The following is a 14951-nucleotide window of genomic DNA, read 5'->3' on the forward strand; positions in this document are numbered from 1 at the left end:
TAGCGCGGTCCCTGGCCCGCGTATCGACGGACAAGTCCAGGAGCAGTGGCGACCGAGGATGGGCCGGGCCGGACCGCTGATCTGTCCGCGGTAGCGCGGTCCCTGGCCCGCGTATCGACGGACAAGTCCAGGAGCAGTGGCGACCGAGGATGGGCCGGGCCGGACCGCCGATCTGTCCGCGGATTCGCGGGCCCTGGCTCGCGTTCTGGTGGACACTTCGGGGCCGCCACTCACGGGAACGGGTGGCCTGCGGCCGGGTGAACGTCGCTGGGTACGGCGCCGGACGGCAGGACAGCCGCTCCCACCGGACGGCCGGCGACCCACCCGTGGACGGGCCCAACCCGTGGACGGACCCAACCCGTGGACGGACCCCGCCCTCGGCACCTAGGCGACCCGACCTCGACCGGCCAGCCGGCTGTCAGGGATCGCCCATCGCCCCACGCGGCCGGCCGAGGCCCGAGCTCGATCACTGATGGGACGGTATGCGGCCTCGTGGGCACGGCCGCCGGGGACGACGGTCGTCGGCGATTGGGATTTTCCCAATTGATCGGGGTAGCCTGTAGTCGTGAGCGGCATCGGTGATCGAGTGCTGGAGCAGATCGGGCGGAGCTGTCCGACGGCGCTGCATCGTGACATCGCGGACCGCGTCGAGATGACCGCCGATGCCTTCTCGCGGGCCCTGCGCGGGAAGCGGGCGTTCTCGTCGATCGAGCTGGCGCGGCTGGCCGATCTGCTGGACGCGGACATCCACTGGCTGATCACCGGGCTGCCTGACCCGCATCGGCTGGTCGTCGCGGCGCGGCACGACTTCGACCATCTGACGGGCCGCCGGGAGGTGCCCGGCCGGGATCGTGACGAGCAGGCGTTGCGCGATGTCGCCCTTGCCTATCGCCAGGCCTATCCCCAGCCGGAGCGGCTACGGGAGCTTCCAGACAGCCCGGGTGCGGTTCGCGCGGCGCTTGATGAGGGTTTCGTGCGCCCGTTCGCCGATCGGCTCGAAAGCCGACTCGGTGTGGACGTCGTCCGGCTCGCTGACCTGTCGACCGCCTACTCGTTCGCGATCGGCGGCCAGCGCGTCATCGCGCTGCCCGCGACCGGGAACTGGTTCCGGGAGAACTGGTCGTTGGCCCACGAACTGGGGCACCTCGCCCTCGCTCATCATGACCAGGGCCTGTCCGAGTCCGACCGGGACCGGCACGAGGCGGCGGCGAACACGTTCGCCGCCGACCTGCTTCTACCGCGCGAAGAACTGGCCGCGGTCGACTGGAACCGGTTGGACGCGGCCGGGCTGGCTGATCTGGTGTGGCGCTGGGGGGTGTCCACCGACGCGCTCGCCCGCCGCCTGAGCGCATTGAATGGCCAGCTTCCGGCCGTGGTGGCCGAATGGGCGGGCCAGCCGACCCAGCGCCTGCTACGACGCCACTGGTCATCATCCTCGGTCGAGGACGAGATCACCCTGCGCATGGACGTGGCCGCCCAGCGGCGATTTCCCCTCAGGCTCCAGGAGGCTCACCTCACCGCGATCGCCGGCGGCACCCTCGGTAAGGGCACCCTGGCCTGGATGCTCGGCATTCACCCAGACGCCCTCGAGGTCGACCTGCCACCGATTCCCGAGGTGGACATAGCCGATCTCGCCGAGGCGCTGGGCCTGTAGCCGCATGGCCGCCCTCCTGTTCCCTGACAACACCGTCCTGATCAATTTTGCGATCATCAACCGGATGGACCTGCTGGAACGGTTGGCGAACGGGAACGGCCGCTGGTGCGCCACCGTCGCCGCCGAATGCGCCGCCTCGGCGCGCTATCCCGGCCGCGGTGCGTTGACCGCCGTGCATGACATTTTTGGGGCGCCCTGGTTTCCCGACGCGACCGAACTGCGGGAGACAAGGGTCCTTCGCGAGGAGCTCGCCAGCCCAGGAGACCACCCCCACCGCCACCTCGGCGAGGCCGAAACGATCGCGATCATGCTTCATCGTCGGGTCGACGGCTTCTTCGTTACGGATGACAACGACGCCGCCCGACTAGCCGCTCGCCACGGCATTCAGGTCGTTCGAACCTGGCGCTTGCTGCAGCTCGCCACAAGATTCGGCTGGATCGATGCCGACACCCTGTGGGGATACGTACAGACTTTGCGCGGCCAGCGCCGCGGCGCGCCGCCAGGCGTGACGGACAGGCCTTCCCTCGACAAGTGGCTCACGTCCTGACCACTGCCATGCCCGGCAGCGTTCGCCCTGTGCCCGCGTGCGGCCGCGCGCTCGTCCTGTCCGACAGGGGGAACCGTGTCAGACGCCAGAGCCGCGACCGGCACCGTTTCGTGACCCTGATGTCCGACAGCACGTCGGGGATCCTTCGGGGGTCTGCCACGACGCGGGAGCGGAGTGGCCGGGCCGCCGCTCTGCCCGGCCGCCGGCCGGGCAGGCATTCCCTGAGGCGGCACTACGACGGGCGCGGGCCGTCGGGGGCGACGAGGCCGGACTGGTAGGCGAGGACGACGGCCTGCACCCGGTCGCGCAGGTCGAGCTTCTGCAGGACGTGGGTGACGTGCGTCTTGACCGTGCCCTCGCCGATGAAGAGCTCCCGGCCGATCTCGGCGTTCGACAGGCCGAGGGCGATCAGCTGGAAGACGTCGCGCTCCCGCGCGGTCAGATCACCCAGCTCCGCCGGCGGCGCCGGCGGCGGGACGCGGACGAACTGGCTGATGACCCGCCTGGTGACGGCCGGTGAGAGCAGGGCGTCGCCGGCGGCCACGGTCCGGATGGCGGCGATCAGCTGTTCCGGCGGGTCGTCCTTGAGGACGAAGCCGCTGGCGCCTGCGCGCAGCGCCTCGTAGATGTACTCGTCGAGGTCGAACGTGGTGAGGATCAGGATCCGCGCGGCGGCGTTGACGCCGAGGATCTCCCGGGCGGCGCGCAGGCCGTCCAGCTCGGGCATCCGGATGTCCATCAGGATGACGGTCGGGTCGGTGCGGGCGGACTGGCGCACCGCCTCCCGCCCGGTGCTCGCCTCCGCGACCACCTCGATGTCGGGCTCACGCGCGAGCAGCATGCGAAAGCCGGCGCGGACCATCGACTGGTCGTCGGCGACCAGCACCCGGATCGTCATCGGCCACCGCCGTCCCGGCCGCCCGCGGGCCGTCCGTCCGCCAGGGCGCCGCCGACCCCGACTGGACCGGCGGCCTCCATGGGATTGGCGGTATTCATGGGATCGGTCGCATCCCCGAGACCAGCGGCATCCCCGAGACCAGCGGCATTTACGAGACCAGCGGCATTCTTGGATCCCCCGCGGTCGCCCGCGTCGCCGGGCCGATCGACGGGGCCCGAACCCAGGGGAAGGCGCGCGCGTAGCAGGAAGCCGCCACCAGGCGCCGGACCCGCGGTCATCTCACCACCGTAGATCGTCACCCGCTCCCGTACCCCGACGAGGCCGAAACCGGCGTCACCATCCGAGGAAGGGCCGTTGCCGTCGTCGCTGACGTCGATCCGGAGCTGGTCGGGCTCATAGCGGACGACCACCGCGGCCTGGCGGGCGTGCGCGTGCTTGAGGGCATTGGTCAGGCCCTCCTGGACGATCCGGTAGGCGGCGAGGTCGAGCGTGGGCGGCAGCTCGCTGGGCTCGCCCTCGAGGCGCAGCCGGACCGGCAGGCCGGCGCGGCCCAGCTCGTCCGCGAGGCTGTCGAGGGCGGCGAGCCCGGGCCGTGGCGCGAGGTCGGCGTGCTCGTCCTCGCGGCGCAGGGCGCCGAGCAGGCGGCGCATGTCGGTGAGCGCGGCCCGGCCGGTGCGCTCGACGCCGCGCAGGGCGTCCTTCTCCTCGGCGAGCGCGTCGGGCAGGCCGTGCCGGATCGCGCCGGCCTGCAGCACGATCACGCTCACGGCGTGCGCGACGACGTCGTGCAGCTCGCGGGCGATCCGGGCGCGTTCCTCCGCGACGGCGACCCGGGCCGCCGCGGCGCGCTCGACCTCGGCCAGGTGGGCGCGCTCCTCGGCGGCGGCGGCCTGCGCGGTCCGTTCGCGCAGCGCGAAGCCGGCGAGCCACGCGATCGCGAACAGCGCCGGGGTGAAGACGAAGCTGCCCGCCAGGTGGTTCGGGTCGTTGAAGACGATGATCTCCACGCTGACCAGGACGACGGCGAGCCCCAGCCACGCCCGGGTGGCGTCCGCGAGCTGTCCCAGCAGCAGCGCGGCCACCAGTCCGGCGGCGAACACCCCGGTGGTGGCCGTCACGATCCGGCCGTCGGCGAACGACAAGGCGGGGGCCAGCAGGAACACCAGCGCCGGCGCCGCGAACCGCCAGCGACCGGAGCCGGCCGCGGCCGATCCGGCCGATCCGGCCGGCCCGCCTGGACCGACCGGGTCCGCGGGGCCGCGCCAGCCGGACCAGCCGCGACGGCCGAGAAGCGCCAGCACGATCAGGGCGACCGCCGGGGCCCCGAACCAGGCCGGCACGCGCCGGGCCGCCGTCGTGTCCTGCCAGAAGGCGACGTCCAGCGCGCTCTCGACGGCCACGGCCGTGATGAGCAGGTCCAGTCCGTAGCCCCGCGCGAATGACCGCGCAAACCGCCAGAAGCGCCTCACCGGTCGACCGTAACGCCGGCACCGCCCCTGCGGCCTCTATCCAAAGTAAGAGACGCCTCGCCCGCGAGTCAGAGCCGCGAATGTGCCCGCGCGCCGACGACGCCGGGGTTCCGCGTCCTTAACGTCTCCAACCGGCAAGGAAAGCGACGAAGAAAGGACGACGAGCGCGATGGCCATCTCAACGGATTCATCGTCACACCGGCGCGCGCCCCGGCCCGTGGGCCGGGGCGCCGGCCCGGCCGGCATCTCCGGTAGAGGGGGCGCCGCCGTTTCACCGAGAGGAGACGCCGCCGTTTCCGGCACAGGAGACATTGTCGGGCGCGCGACACCGGGAATCGCGGGGCCGACCGGTTCCACGCGGCCCGGGCCCGAGAATCCGCCCCAGTACTCGCTACGACGGATCGGGGCGGTCTGGGCGGCCGCGGCGGGGCCGATGGCCCTGCTGTCCTGGGTCGTCGCCCCCTGGCTCGCGGGCCGCCTCGACGGGCCGCTGCCGATGAGCAGGGCGCTGATCCTGTGCATGACGGCCGGGCTCTTCTGGCAGTTCGTGCTGGTCGTCGGTCTTCTCGTCCGGGAGCAGCGGTCGTTGCGCTGGTCACGGATCCGCGCGGCGCTGTGGCTGCGCGCCCCGAGCAGCCGGCGCACCGGACGGCGCGGCGGCCGGCTGTGGCTGATCCTCGTCCCGTGCATCCTGGTCTTCGCGGCCATGGAGCTGGTGCCGATGATCCCGCACCCGGCCACCCGCGACATGAAGACGTTCCTGGACTCGTCCGCGGGGCAGGATTTCCTGGCCGGATCCTGGGGCTGGTTCGCCATCGTCGTCGTGCTCGTCGTCTTCAACACGGTCCTCGGCGAGGAACTTTTGTTCCGTGGGCTTCTGCTGCCCCGGATGAACGGCGTCTTCGGCCGGCGTGACTGGATCGCGAACGGGGTGCTGTTCGCGACCTACCACCTGCACATGCCGTGGGCCATCCCTGGCGCGCTGGTCGACATGTTCGCCATCAGCTATCCGGCGAAGCGCTACCGCAGCGCGCTCATCGGCATCGCGGTGCACAGCACGCAGTCCGTCCTGGTCGTCGCCCTCACCCTCGCGGTCGTGCTCCGATAGCTCGCCTGGCGCGGTGGAATCCACCGGACGGGGGCGGCGGGCGCGCCACCCGCGCGCGCCGCCCCTCATCGCCGCGGGCGCCTGTGCCTCCGCCCTGTGTCTCCGCTCCCGTGTCTCCGCTCCCGTGTCGCCGCGCGGCACGGACACCCTTGAAAGGACGTCACGATGAACCCGCTGGTCGCGGTCGTGCCCGACGCGACGATCAGTTTCGCGCTGAACATCGTGATCTTTGTTCTGGCGGTCGGCGCCTGGCTGCTGGACCAGGTGGCGGTGGCGTTCGGTGCCGGCTGGCTGGTGGCGCCGCCGTTCGACGTCGACGCCAGCCGGCGCGCGCTGACGACCAGTGCCCCCGGAGCCGCCGTCGAGACGCTCGCGCTCGCCGTCTTCTGGTACGCCGCCGGGGCGGCGTCTCGCCGGCTGGGGCCGGCCGGGTGGGCGACGGCTACTCGCCTCAGCTGTAGGCGGTGTCGTGGTGCAGGCTGTTGACGAAGTCCTCCGCCACACTCATCTGCGCGCGCAGGGCGGCGAGCTTCTCCTCGGCCAGCAGGACCCAGGCGCGCAGCGTCTCGCTGAGCTCGTCGCGGCGGTCGGGAGGCAGCCCGCGGCTGGCCAGCTCGTCGCGCAGGGCGAGCAGCGACCGCATCTCCTCCAGCGTGAAACCGAGCGGCTTCATCTTCTTGATCAGGAGAAGCCGGTCGACCGCCCCGTCGTCATACAGGGCGTAGCCGCCGCTGGTCCGGCTGGCCGGCGCGAGCAGCCCGGCCTCGTCGTAGTACCGGACGGTGCGCAGGGACAGCTCGACCCGCTCGGCCAGCTCTCCGATCTGGAGCAACGTCGCCAGTCGTGGGTCCTCCATTGTGTGACCCTTTCGCTACCCGGGCCGGACCAGACCCTTACGTCAGTGTTTATCGGGCCGTTGGCACTGTACGTCGGGTCCATCCCGGCTTGGCGCCAGCACGGGCTCGCGTGCGGGCAGGTGATCCAGATCCGACCCGAAAGCGGCGGCCGGAGCCGTTGGCGCGGGTCGGCTCCGCGCCGGTGGCGCGGCTCACAGGCGTCTCCCCAGGGCTTCCACCCATAGCCGGACTATGCTTGATTACTGTAAGTATCAACTGATTCGCTATCTGCAGTCGTGACGATGACCAGTGGTAGATCTTGTAGCACCTGACGCCCAGGCCCGTCACCTCGTGCCATAGTCAGGCCTTCCCACAGTCAACCCTTACGTAACTGTATGGTTGGCTCAGGTGCAGGTCGCGACGAGAGGTTCCGACCGGATGGGGAGTGAGACAGGCCATGGCGGGTCGACGGCGGCGGCCAGGGATTCCAGACCGGCCGAAGCGCGGGTCACGGAGCGCGGGCGGACGGGCATGACGTTGGGGCCGCTGGTCCGAGAGGACTGGGTCAACCACGACCGCTCGTTCGTCCACCCCGGGCTGCACGCCCTGGTGGTCTACCGGGTCGGCCACTGGCGGCTGACGGCGCCGAGCTGGCTTCGGCCGCCGGTCGGCGTCCTCTACAAGCTCGTCAACAGACTCCTGATCCGCAACGTGTACGGGACGGAGATCTCCGACGAGGCGGCCATCGGCCGGCGCGTGCGCATCGGGCATCACCAGGCGGTGCAGATCCCGGCGTTCTGCGCGATCGGGGACGACTGCATCCTGCGGCACAACGTGACGATCGGGTTCACGTCCACGTCGGCGCCCCGCGAGGCCGTGCCCACGATCGGCGCCCGGGTGGAGATCGGCCCGGGCTCCCACCTGCTCGGCCCGATCACGATCGGGGACGACGTCAAGATCGGGCCGAACTCGATCGTGACCATGGACGTCCCGGCCGGCGCGACGGTGTTCGCCGCGCCGGCCCGAGTGATGCGGCGGGAGGCGTGACCCGCGACGCGCGGCCGACCGCCGCGGGGCCGGTGCCCGCCCAGACCGCGGGCCCGGCGGTCACGCCGGCGCGGCTGTGTCTCGACCGGGCGCGGGCCGCCGTCCGCGCCGGCGACGACGCCGGCGCCGTGCGGTGGGCGCTGGCCGCGACCGACGCGGGTGACGACCTGGCGTGCTGGTCGGCGGCGGCCGCCGTCGTGGCGCGCGGCCTGGCGGCGCTGCCACCGCTGGCCCGCTCGGCCCGGGTGGCCGTGCTCGGCAGCTACACGACGTCGCAGCTCGCGGCGCTGCTGCCGGTCGCGGGCGCGCGGGCCGGGGTCGCGGTCGAGGTGTACGAGTGCGGCTACGGACAGTACCGCCAGGAGATCCTCGACCCCGCCAGCGGGCTCTACCGGTTCGCGCCGGACGTCGTCGTCCTGGCCGTGCACGCCGGCGAGGCCCAGCTGCCGGCGATGAGCGAGCACCCGGACGCCGACGTCGCGGCCGAGGTGGCCCGGTGGACGTCGCTGTGGGACCTGCTGGCCGACCGGGCCGGGACGGCGCGGATCGTGCAGCACACGTTCGCCGTCCCGCCGGACCTGGCGCTCGGGCATCTGGCCGCGAGCGTCCCGGGCTGCCGCGCGGCCATGCTCGCCGCGGTGAACGCGGCCCTCGGGCGGGCGGCCGGTGGCCGGGCGGCCGCTGGGCGGGTGGCGCTGGTCGACTGCGACCGGCTGGCCGCCGAGGTCGGCAAGCGGACCTGGTTCGACCCCCGTTACTGGCACCGGGCCAAGCAGGCCGTCTCGCTGAGCTGCGTGCCGCTGCTCGCCCGGCACACGGCCGCCGTGATCGGCGCCCAGCTCGGCGCCAGCCGCAAGTGCCTGGTGCTCGACCTCGACAACACCCTGTGGGGCGGCGTCCTGGGGGAGGAGGGCCTCGGCGGGATCGCGCTGGGAGACGGGCCGGCCGGCGAGGCGTTCACCGCGTTCCAGGAGCACATCCTGGAACTGAAGGCGAAAGGGATCATCCTCGCCGTCTGCTCGAAGAACAACGACGCCGACGCCCGGGAGGTGTTCGAACGCCACCCGGCGATGCGGATCCGGCTGGACGACATCGCGATGTTCTCCGCCTCCTGGGACGACAAGCCGACCCAGATCCGCCGGATCGCGAGCACGCTCGGAATCGGCCTGGACTCGCTGGTCTTCGTCGACGACAACCCGGCCGAGCGGGAGGTCGTGCGCCAGCTCGCCGGCGCGGTCGACGTGATCGACCTGCCCGCGGACCCGCACGGCTACGTGCGCGCGCTGGCGTCCTACCCGTTCTTCGAGACTCCGGCGCTCACCGCGGAGGACGCGGCGCGCGCCGGCCAGTACCGTGCCCGCGCCCAGGCGGCCGAGCTCGCGGCCGCCGCGAGCTCGCTGGCGGACTTCCACCGGAGCCTGGCCATGGTGGCCACCGTCGTCGGGCTGGACGAGGTGACCCTGCCCCGGGTCGCGCAGCTGGTGGGCAAGACGAACCAGTTCAACCTCACCGGCCGGCGCCGCGGCCAGGCCGAGCTCGCGGCGCTGGCCGCCGACCCGCGCACCGCCGTGCTGTGCGTCCGGCTGGCCGACCGGTTCAGCGACCACGGCCTGGTCGCCGTCGTGATCGCCCGCGAGGACGGCGACGTGCTCGACATCGACACCTGGCTGATGAGCTGCCGGGTGATCGGCCGGACGCTCGAGGACGAGATGGCCGGGCTGCTCGTCGCCGAGGCCCGGCGCCGCGGCTGCCGTCACCTGCGCGGCCACTACCGCCCGACGGCCAAGAACGGGCTGGTCGCCGACCTCTACGCCCGACTCGGCTTCACCCCCACCGATGCGGCCGAACCGCGCGCCGGCGCGTCCGGCGGCCAGCCGGACGGCGCCGCGGCCGAGCCGGACGGCACGACCTGGCTGCTCGACGTCGAGGCGGCCGGCGACACCCCGGGCTTCATTCACCTGTGTTGACCAGGAAGCCACCGGGCGCGCGGCTCCGCCGTGATCGCGCGCCCTTCGGCTCGCTCAGACCAACCGAGAGCTCGAAGGGACGGCCAGTTGACCATGCAGGAGCGACTGCGGCGCGTGTTTCGGGAGATCTTCGCCGATGACGCGCTCACCCTCGCCGACGACACCACCGCCGCGGACATCCCGGCCTGGGACTCGCTGGCGCACATCAACCTGATGTTCGCGATCGAGAACGAGTTCGGCGTCGAGATCCCCGACGAACGGCTCGGATCGTTCGCCAACGTCGGTGAACTGCGCCGCTACCTCGAGGAGCACCTCCCGGTGAGTTGACCCGGTCCACCGGGTCCACCGGGTCCACCGCGCCATCGGATGATCGCGTCACCGCGTCACCATCGGGCCGCCGCGCCATCGGGCCGCCGCGCCATCGGGCCGCCGCGCCATCGGGCCGCCGCGCCATCGGGCCGCCGCGCCGGCGCGGCGCGCCGGGCGCTACGGACAAGCGCCGGGCACCGCCACGCCGGCGCGGCGGCTCCCTGGGAAGTCAGGTCCTGAAGGCGGGGAGGATGGTGATGTCGGTGACCGCCGCGCGCGGAGGCAGCTCCAGCGCGCTGGTCATGACCTCGGCGATGTCCTCGGGATGGATCAGCGAGGCCGGGTCCCAGGGCCGCCCTTCCCCCTCGAAGACCTTCTCCTGCATGGGAGTCGCGGTGCGGCCGGGGAAGATGGTGCAGACCCGCATCCCGGTGTCGCCGAGCTCGGCGCGCAGGCTGTCCGCCGCCGCCCGCAGCGCGTGCTTCGTGGCGGCGTACTGCCCGACCCCGCCGCTCGCGGACAGGCCCTGGGTGGAGTTGACGAAGACGATGTCACCGCGGGTCCGCAGCAGGTCGGGCAGCAGCAGCTGAGTGAGGACGTAGGGCGCGCGCACGTTGACCGCGAACTGCGTGTCCAGATCGGCCAGTGGCGCCTGGGCCAGGCCGCCGCGCCGGTACAGGCCCGCGCAGTGGACGAGCACGGACAGCTGCCCCAACTGGTCGCGGACGGCTTCGGCCACCTTCGCCCGGTCCTCGTCGACGGTGAGGTCGGCCGGCTGGTAACGCACCGCCAGGCCGGCGCTGTCCGCCTCCTTCGCCAGGGTCTCCAGCGCGTCGCGGTCCCGGGCGGTCCCGAGCACGGCTGCCCCTGCCCGAGCCAGCCGCAACGCCACGGCCCGGCCGATGCCGCTCGAGGCCCCGGTGACCAGCGCGGCGCGACCGGCGAGGCGAGTCGTGGAGCATCCCGGTTCGTCCGGAGGGACGACAGGCCGATCTTCGCCCATCCGCGACCCAGCCTCCCTCGATCGTCACACACCGCGATCGAGCAGAACTCTACCCTTACGTAAGAGTAGAGACGGTGGCCGGCTGTCCGCGAACGGCAGATACCACCCTTTCGGAACCGTCGTAGCTGGCGCGGCCATGGCCTGGCTGTGGCGCGGCGGGCCTGGTGGTCGAGTCCAGAGACCCCTCCCATGACCGGCCCCGAGCCGTGTACCGCGGTTAACCACCGGGCCATGCGCGGGACGGATCCGCGCCATCGGAACCCGGGATGCTCGCCGACGGCGTGCCGTCGGGCACGCGAGGGGGAGGTTGGGGACTCGAATGAACCGTCTGAGGATCACTTCGGCGGCCGCGGGGGCGATGGCGATCGCGCTGGTGGGGGCCGGCGTCGCCCAGGCCGGTGGCGATCAGGACGCGCCGCGGGCGAAACCCGACAGCTACCAGGTCAGGGCCGGCCAGACGCTCACCGCGTATGGCAAGAACGACAGCCTGCTCAAGAACGACAGCGGCCACCCGCTGACGCTGGTCGGGAACACCAGCCCGGCGCACGGCACGCTGAGCCTGAACCCCGACGGCACGTTCAGCTACACGCCGGAGGCGGGCTTCACCGGCACCGACAGCTTCACCTACACGGTGACCGACGCGGTCCTCAAGTACGACACCAAGCTGCCTCCCCTGGACACGATCGGCGGCGTGAAGATCTCCGGCGGGTCCTTCGGCTCCGCGATCTACCCGGTGCCGGGCAAGAAGGGCCAGTTCTACGGCCTGACCGACCGCGGCCCGAACGTCGACGGCCCGAACGGCACGAAGGTCGAGCCGATGCCGTCGTTCACCCCGGCCATCGGCCGGTTCAAGCTCAAGGACGACGGCACCGCCACGCTGGAGGAGACGATCCTGCTGCGGGCCGCCGACGGCACCCCGTACAACGGGCTGGTCAGCACCGAGGCCGACACCGGCGAGACCATCACCGACCTGAACGGCAACGTCCTGCCCAAGGACCCCAACGGGTACGACCCCGAGGGCCTGGTGGCGCTGCGTGACGGCACGTTCTGGGTCTCCGACGAGTACGGCCCCTACATCACCCACTTCGACGCCTCCGGCCGGCAGATCGGGCGTCTCTCGCCGTTCGACGACACGCTGCCCGCCGAGCTGAAGAACCGGATGCCGAACCGGGGCATGGAGGGCCTGACCCTCACACCCGACGGCACGACGCTCGTCGGCATGATGCAGTCCGCGCTGCAGCAGAAGGACCTGGCCGGGGCCCGGCCGGTCAGGATCGCGCCGCTGCGGATCGTGACCCACGACCTGAAGACCGGCGTGACCCACCAGTACCTGTACCTGCTCGACAACCCGGCGACCAACGCCGGCGCGTCCAGCGAGATCACCGCGCTGTCGAACACCCAGTTTCTTGTCACCGAGCGTGATGGAAACTTCGCCCCGAACGCCGTCAAGAAGATCTTCCTGATCGACCTGGCCGGCGCGACCGAGGTCGGCCCCGGCCACACCGTCCCGGGGGCCACCTACGACGCGGCCAAGGGCGGCCTGCTGCTCGGCGGGAAGACCATCGAGGCCGCCGTCGGCGAGTCCCCCACCGCGGCCGCGGCCGCCACGCTCGCCGCGGCCGGCATCACCCCGGTCGGCAAGTCGCTGTACCTCGACTTCTCCGGGATGATCAAGACGCTCAACCCGAACGGCTACTTCTTCGGGCAGGACAAGATCGAGGGCGTCGCGACCCTCGACGGCGGGAAGACGCTCGTCATCAGCAATGACAGCGACTTCGGCATCAACGGGCTCACCACCACCACGGCGCCGTTCCAGCTGAAGGCCAAGATCCTGCCGAACGGCCGGCAGGACGACGGCTCCTTCCTGGTGGTCGACCTGGAGAAGCTGACGGGCACGTACACCGCCACCGGCACGGTCACCATCACCGTCAAGAAGTAGGCACCGGGGCGCCCGTGTCAGGGCGCCGGCCGAGAACGGACGCGGGGCCTGGGCGCGGTGGGCGCCCAGGCCCCGGCGTTCTCCCGGCCGGAGCCGCGCGTCCGGATCTGGTGAAGATCTTGTGGGGACCGAAGCCGGCGTACCGCTCCTTGATTGTCATTGGTGCCGGTGACCCGGCGTGACTCGCCATGATCCCGGCCGCCGGTGGCGTGCCCCGCCGTGGACCTGTCCATCCACGGGAGGCGTCGTAGGCCGGTGGCCTGGGACGGGAGAGGGCCCGGACGTGCGACGGTGGGCGGACGAAGTCGTCTGCTTACGGAGTTGTTCATCTTCCATTCGGGTGTGGATTAGAGCGGGCCCCTAACGTCCCGAGGGCACCGACCGGACGACGAACCGCCCGGTCCGGACCTCCCTGGGGGGAAGTAGTGTTCAACCGCCGTACCTGGCCACCGCTCGTCGTCGCCGCGGGCGCGACAGCGGTCGCCCTGCTCGCGACGCCGGCGTCCGCCGTCGTGGTCCCCAACCCGGTCACCCTGTCCGCGCCGGACGCCGAGATCTCCCTTGCTCCCCTCGGCAGCCACGACACCGGCGTCTTCGACGAGGGCGCCGCGGAGATCGTCGAGTACTACGCCAAGGCCAAGCGGCTGCTGAAGGTGAACGCCGCGGCCGGCGAGGTCGAGGTGCTCGACGTCAGGAACCCGGCCGCGCCGACCCGGCTGTTCGCGGTGACGACCGCGGGCATCACCGCCGCGGACGGCTCGGTGATCCCGGCGGGCGCGTCCGCGAACTCGGTCGCCGTGCGCAAGGACGGCCTGGGCGTCATCGCGGTCCAGTCCGACGACAAGACCGACCTCGGCTGGCTGGTGTTCTTCGACGCGAACGGCTCGGGCGCCGCGCTCGGCGCGGTCCGCGTCGGGGCGCTGCCGGACATGGTGACGATCACCGAGGACGGCGAGTACGCGGTCGTCGCGAACGAGGGCGAGCCGGCCGAGGACTACTCGGTCGACCCCGAGGGCTCGATCTCCATCGTCAGCATCCCCCGGAAGATCGGCGCCGCGGTGCCCCAGTCCGCGGTCCGCGCCGCCGGTTTCCACGCCTTCGAGGGGAACAAGCTGCCCGCCGGCATCCGGATCTTCGGTGGCCGGGCGGACGCCGGCACCGGCACCCCGGCCTTCCCGGTGAGCGAGAACCTGGAGCCGGAGTACATCACGATCGACCGGCGGTCGAAGAAGGCCTACGTGACCCTCCAGGAGGCCAACGGCATGGCCGTGGTCGACCTGAAGAAGGCCACCGTCGAGAAGATCTGGTCGTTCGGGACCGTCGACCGCTCGGTGGTGCCGTTCGACGCGAGCGACCGCGACAGCGCGGTCAACATCCGCACCTGGCCGGTCAAGGCCTTCCGCCTGCCCGACTCGGTGGCCCAGTTCGAGGTGGGCGGCGACATCTACCTGATCACCGCCGACGAGGGTGACACCCGCGACTGGGACGGCTACTCGGAGGTCGCCCGGGTGAAGGACCTCGGCTCGGGCGGCCGTAAGCCGATCTGCGCCTCGGTTGCCACCGCGGCCGGGATGACCCTCGCCCAGCTGCGTTCCGACGCCAACCTGGGCCGGCTGAACATCACGCTCGCGCAGGGCCTGTCCGCGGACGGCAGCTGCTACGAGACGCTCTACACCCACGGCAGCCGTGGCTTCTCCATCTGGACCGCCGACGGCCAGCTCGTCAGCTACAGCGGCGACAAGTTCGAGAAGCTGATCGCCCAGGCGCTGCCGACGTACTTCAACTCCAACCACACCGAGGTCGCCTTCGACGGCCGTAGCGACGACAAGGGCCCCGAGCCCGAGGGCGTCGCCATCGGCAAGGTCCGCCACCACCTCTACGCCTTCATCGGCCTCGAGCGGGTCGGCGGCGTCATGGTGTTCGACGTCTCGGACCCGGCGGCGCCGACGTTCGTGACGTACGTGAACAACCGCGACTTCGCGACCAACGCCGGCGACCTGGGCCCCGAGGGCCTGCACTTCATCGACAACAGCGACTCGCCCACCGGCGAGCCGATGCTGGCGGTCGGCAACGAGGTCTCCGGCTCGACCACCCTGTTCGCCATCAACCACTGATCCACGTCGATCACTGATCCGCGTCGATCGGGCTCGTCTTCCGGCGCACCGCCGGAAGAC

Annotated in this window: 13 protein-coding genes; 9 read left to right on the forward strand and 4 right to left on the reverse strand. The window is 71.8% G+C overall.

The window, feature by feature from the left end; all coding sequences use genetic code 11:
• Window positions 1-565 precede the first annotated feature (565 nt).
• Window positions 566-1654, forward strand: coding sequence for an ImmA/IrrE family metallo-endopeptidase (locus I6A81_RS16535; protein WP_203004310.1), 1089 nt, complete (start codon window positions 566-568; stop codon window positions 1652-1654).
• 4 nt (window positions 1655-1658) lie between these two features.
• On the forward strand, window positions 1659-2201 hold the full coding sequence (locus tag I6A81_RS16540) for a hypothetical protein (RefSeq protein ID WP_203004309.1): 543 nt from the start codon (window positions 1659-1661) through the stop codon (window positions 2199-2201).
• A gap of 232 nt (window positions 2202-2433) precedes the next feature.
• Here I6A81_RS16540 and I6A81_RS16545 read toward each other — a convergent pair whose 3' ends face one another.
• Together I6A81_RS16545 and I6A81_RS16550 are read right to left on the reverse strand one after the other, a co-directional pair.
• The gene (locus I6A81_RS16545; protein WP_203004308.1) at window positions 2434-3099 is read right to left on the reverse strand and encodes a response regulator; all 666 of its coding nucleotides are present in this window, start codon (window positions 3097-3099) and stop codon (window positions 2434-2436) included.
• A complete protein-coding gene (locus tag I6A81_RS16550) occupies window positions 3096-4568 on the reverse strand; it encodes a sensor histidine kinase (RefSeq protein WP_307874709.1) in 1473 nt (490 codons plus the stop codon). Before I6A81_RS16550 ends, I6A81_RS16545 begins: the two co-directional genes overlap by 4 nt.
• Before the next feature lie 433 nt (window positions 4569-5001).
• Between I6A81_RS16550 and I6A81_RS16555 the strand changes: the two genes are divergently transcribed.
• The gene (locus I6A81_RS16555; protein ID WP_203030875.1) at window positions 5002-5676 is read left to right on the forward strand and encodes a CPBP family intramembrane glutamic endopeptidase; all 675 of its coding nucleotides are present in this window, start codon (window positions 5002-5004) and stop codon (window positions 5674-5676) included.
• A 165-nt stretch (window positions 5677-5841) separates the two neighbouring features.
• Window positions 5842-6162: a hypothetical protein gene (locus tag I6A81_RS16560; protein WP_203004306.1), complete on the forward strand. Its 321-nt coding sequence runs from the start codon at window positions 5842-5844 to the stop codon at window positions 6160-6162.
• Here the strand turns inward: I6A81_RS16560 and I6A81_RS16565 are convergent.
• Window positions 6128-6532, reverse strand: coding sequence for a MerR family transcriptional regulator (locus I6A81_RS16565; protein ID WP_203004305.1), 405 nt, complete (start codon window positions 6530-6532; stop codon window positions 6128-6130). The two genes, I6A81_RS16560 and I6A81_RS16565, sit on opposite strands and share 35 nt — an antisense overlap.
• A 511-nt stretch (window positions 6533-7043) precedes the next feature.
• Between I6A81_RS16565 and I6A81_RS16570 the strand changes: the two genes are divergently transcribed.
• From I6A81_RS16570 to I6A81_RS16580, 3 genes are all read left to right on the forward strand, one after another.
• Window positions 7044-7559 (forward strand): serine O-acetyltransferase, encoded by a 516-nt coding sequence (locus I6A81_RS16570; protein WP_203004304.1) that lies wholly within the window; start codon window positions 7044-7046, stop codon window positions 7557-7559.
• On the forward strand, window positions 7556-9526 hold the full coding sequence (locus tag I6A81_RS16575; protein ID WP_203004303.1) for an HAD-IIIC family phosphatase: 1971 nt from the start codon (window positions 7556-7558) through the stop codon (window positions 9524-9526). Before I6A81_RS16570 ends, I6A81_RS16575 begins: the two co-directional genes overlap by 4 nt.
• 93 nt (window positions 9527-9619) lie before the next feature.
• On the forward strand, window positions 9620-9853 hold the full coding sequence (locus I6A81_RS16580; RefSeq protein ID WP_203004326.1) for an acyl carrier protein: 234 nt from the start codon (window positions 9620-9622) through the stop codon (window positions 9851-9853).
• Between the two features lie 211 nt (window positions 9854-10064).
• Here I6A81_RS16580 and I6A81_RS16585 read toward each other — a convergent pair whose 3' ends face one another.
• Window positions 10065-10838 (reverse strand): SDR family oxidoreductase, encoded by a 774-nt coding sequence (locus I6A81_RS16585; RefSeq protein ID WP_203007534.1) that lies wholly within the window; start codon window positions 10836-10838, stop codon window positions 10065-10067.
• Window positions 10839-11157: 319 nt separating this feature from the next.
• On the opposite strand from I6A81_RS16585, the gene I6A81_RS16590 reads away from it, so the two are divergent.
• Both I6A81_RS16590 and I6A81_RS16595 read left to right on the forward strand, forming a co-directional pair.
• Window positions 11158-12777, forward strand: coding sequence for an esterase-like activity of phytase family protein (locus tag I6A81_RS16590; RefSeq protein ID WP_203007533.1), 1620 nt, complete (start codon window positions 11158-11160; stop codon window positions 12775-12777).
• 425 nt (window positions 12778-13202) lie between these two features.
• On the forward strand, window positions 13203-14891 hold the full coding sequence (locus I6A81_RS16595) for a choice-of-anchor I family protein (RefSeq protein ID WP_203007532.1): 1689 nt from the start codon (window positions 13203-13205) through the stop codon (window positions 14889-14891).
• Window positions 14892-14951: the final 60 nt, after the last annotated feature.

It is taken from the genome of Frankia nepalensis (assembly GCF_016786325.1).
Classification (GTDB): Bacteria; Actinomycetota; Actinomycetes; order Frankiales; family Frankiaceae; genus Pseudofrankia; species Pseudofrankia nepalensis.

Excerpts from the sequence above, each read along its gene's own strand:
- I6A81_RS16540 (WP_203004309.1), top strand. The coding sequence starts at position 1,659 with ATGGCCGCCCTCCTGTTCCCTGACAACACCGTCCTGATCAATTTTGCG.
- I6A81_RS16545 (WP_203004308.1), bottom strand. The coding sequence starts at position 3,099 with ATGACGATCCGGGTGCTGGTCGCCGACGACCAGTCGATGGTCCGCGCC.
- I6A81_RS16555 (WP_203030875.1), top strand. The coding sequence starts at position 5,002 with ATGGCCCTGCTGTCCTGGGTCGTCGCCCCCTGGCTCGCGGGCCGCCTC.
- I6A81_RS16560 (WP_203004306.1), top strand. The coding sequence starts at position 5,842 with ATGAACCCGCTGGTCGCGGTCGTGCCCGACGCGACGATCAGTTTCGCG.
- I6A81_RS16565 (WP_203004305.1), bottom strand. The coding sequence starts at position 6,532 with ATGGAGGACCCACGACTGGCGACGTTGCTCCAGATCGGAGAGCTGGCC.
- I6A81_RS16570 (WP_203004304.1), top strand. The coding sequence starts at position 7,044 with ATGACGTTGGGGCCGCTGGTCCGAGAGGACTGGGTCAACCACGACCGC.
- I6A81_RS16580 (WP_203004326.1), top strand. The coding sequence starts at position 9,620 with ATGCAGGAGCGACTGCGGCGCGTGTTTCGGGAGATCTTCGCCGATGAC.
- I6A81_RS16585 (WP_203007534.1), bottom strand. The coding sequence starts at position 10,838 with ATGGGCGAAGATCGGCCTGTCGTCCCTCCGGACGAACCGGGATGCTCC.
- I6A81_RS16590 (WP_203007533.1), top strand. The coding sequence starts at position 11,158 with ATGAACCGTCTGAGGATCACTTCGGCGGCCGCGGGGGCGATGGCGATC.